Below are 2,226 nucleotides of genomic sequence, written 5' to 3'. Positions count from 1 at the left end.
TTCATCTATAGAAGGTGGTATAAAAACTATATTACCTGAAGTGGTAAGAAAATATGATGGAATAGTATTTATATCTGCAACAGGTATAGCTATAAGAATGATGATTCCTTTCATAAAAGATAAGAAAACAGACCCAGCAATAGTAGTTGTAGATGATTTAGGAAGATATAGTATTAGCTTGTTGTCTGGTCATATTGGAGGGGGAAATACTCTTTCTGAAGAAATAGGAAGTATTATTGATGCTAAGCCTATAATAACTACAGCTTCCGATAGTCGAGGAATTGAGGCAGTAGATATATATGCCGTAAGGAACAATTTATATATGGAAAAGATGAATGATGTGAAAAAGATTACAGCGCTTATGGTAGAGGGCAGAAAAATAGGTTTTTATTCTGAAATAGAAGCTAAAATAGGTTATCCAAATTTAATAGAAATAGAAGATAAACAGAGAATAAAATTAATAGAGGAAAAGGTAGATGGATTTTTATTAGTCACTTCAGAGAAAGACATAAAACCTAATATACCCTATACAATTCTACGACCAAAAAACTTAAACATTGGAATAGGATGTAGAAAAGGTGTTAAGGGAAGAGATATAATTAATTTTATTATTGATTTATTAAATAAAAATAATCTATCAGAACAATCTATTAAATCCATAGGTACAGTTTCAATTAAAAAAAGTGAGAAGGGAATAGTAGAGGCAGCTGAATATTTTAGTTGTTCTATGAATATTTTTACTAAAGCAGAAATAAAAGAGGTAGAAAATAATTTTCAAAAGAGTGAATTTGTAAAAGAGAAGATAGGAGTTTATAGTGTTAGCGAACCTTCTGCATACCTATCAGGGGGTAATTTAATTGTAAACAAAACTATTTATAATGGAATAACATTAGCAATTTCAAAGGAGGTAGTGTAATGGCAAAGTTGTATGTAGTAGGAATTGGGCCAGGTGGAAAAGAACATTTTACATTAAAAGCAATTAAGACTATAAAAAGATCTGATGTAATAGTAGGATATTCCCCTTACATAGAATACTTAGGAGAAAATTTAATAGAAGGAAAAGAAATTTTTTCTACGGGAATGAGAGGAGAAATAGAAAGATGTGAATATGCAATAGAAAAAGTAAGAGAGGGAAAAAATACAGCTATAATAAGTACTGGTGATGCAGGTCTTTATGGAATGGCAGGCCCTATATTAGAGCTTGCTGATGATATAGACGTAGAAATAGTACCAGGAGTTACAGCAGCTTTTTCTGCAGCTAGTGATTTAGGCTCACCTATTATGCATGATTTTTGTTCTATAAGTTTAAGTGATCTTCTTACACCTTGGGAAGTAATAGAAAAAAGAGTGGAATACGGGGCAAAAGGAGATTTTGTAATAGTAATATATAATCCAAGAAGTAAAGGCAGAAAAGACCATCTTAAAAAAGCAGTAGATATAATATTAAAATATAAATCACCTTCTACTCCAGTAGGAATAGTTAAAAACTCTGGAAGAGATGGAGAGGAAAAGTTTATTACAACTCTTGGGAAAATAGATTATGAAATTGTGGACATGCTAAGTATAGTTCTTATTGGAAATAAGGAAACCTATATAAAAGGAGATAAAATAGTAACACCAAGGGGTTATGAGTTTTGATTTGGATAATAGGAGGAACTACAGAAACAAAAGAATTAGTTAAAAACATTGAAGAGGATGTAAGGTTTGTAATAACTAGTGCAACAGAAAGTGAGAAAGAATTTATAAATATTCCTAATTTAATAGTAGGAAGATTAGATTACTATGATATGATTAAGTTCGTTGAGGAAAAAAATATTGACTTAATAGTAGACTTATCTCATCCTTATGCTGAAATTGTCAGTTCAAATGCAAAAAAGGTAGCTTTGGAGAAAGGTATAAAGTATATAAGATATGTACGAAAAAAATCATATATTCCCTCTTATGTAGTATATTTTAAGGATTTAGAGGAAACTTTAGAGTATTTAAAAAATATTTCAGGAACAGTGTTTTTTACTACAGGGTCTAAAAATATCGGAGATTTTGAAAAAATACGAGGAAAAAATAGATATATATATAGAGTACTTCCTGCTAGTCTTAGTATAGAAGAATGTAAAAAGTACAATATTCATATGAAGGATATAATTGCATTACTAGGTCCCTTTTCTAAGGAATTTAATAAGATTATGTTTAAAGAATATGGTGCTACTCATGTAGTTATGAAAGATA

General features: G+C 29.8%; 3 protein-coding genes. All 3 read left to right on the top strand.

All coding sequences use genetic code 11. The features are described from left to right. Positions 1-916 (top strand): cobalt-precorrin 5A hydrolase (gene cbiG / locus VK071_04195; GenBank protein ID HLR34515.1); only part of this gene is annotated, 916 nt, incomplete at its 5' end. Beyond that, the gene (cobJ, locus tag VK071_04190; GenBank protein HLR34514.1) at positions 916-1,638 is read left to right on the top strand and encodes a precorrin-3B C(17)-methyltransferase; all 723 of its coding nucleotides are present in this window, start codon (positions 916-918) and stop codon (positions 1,636-1,638) included. The genes cbiG and cobJ, both read left to right, overlap by 1 nt. After that, a partial coding sequence (gene cobK, locus VK071_04185) for a precorrin-6A reductase (protein ID HLR34513.1) occupies positions 1,635-2,226 on the top strand: 592 nt, incomplete at its 3' end. The genes cobJ and cobK, both read left to right, overlap by 4 nt.

This window comes from Tissierellales bacterium (genome assembly GCA_035301805.1).
Taxonomy (GTDB): Bacteria; Bacillota; Clostridia; order Tissierellales; family DATGTQ01; genus DATGTQ01.
This window is presented reverse-complemented; position numbering and strand designations above follow the sequence as displayed.

What these genes read in the sequence shown, in the direction of transcription:
- cobJ (HLR34514.1), top strand. Translation starts at nt 916, where the DNA reads ATGGCAAAGTTGTATGTAGTAGGAATTGGGCCAGGTGGAAAAGAACAT.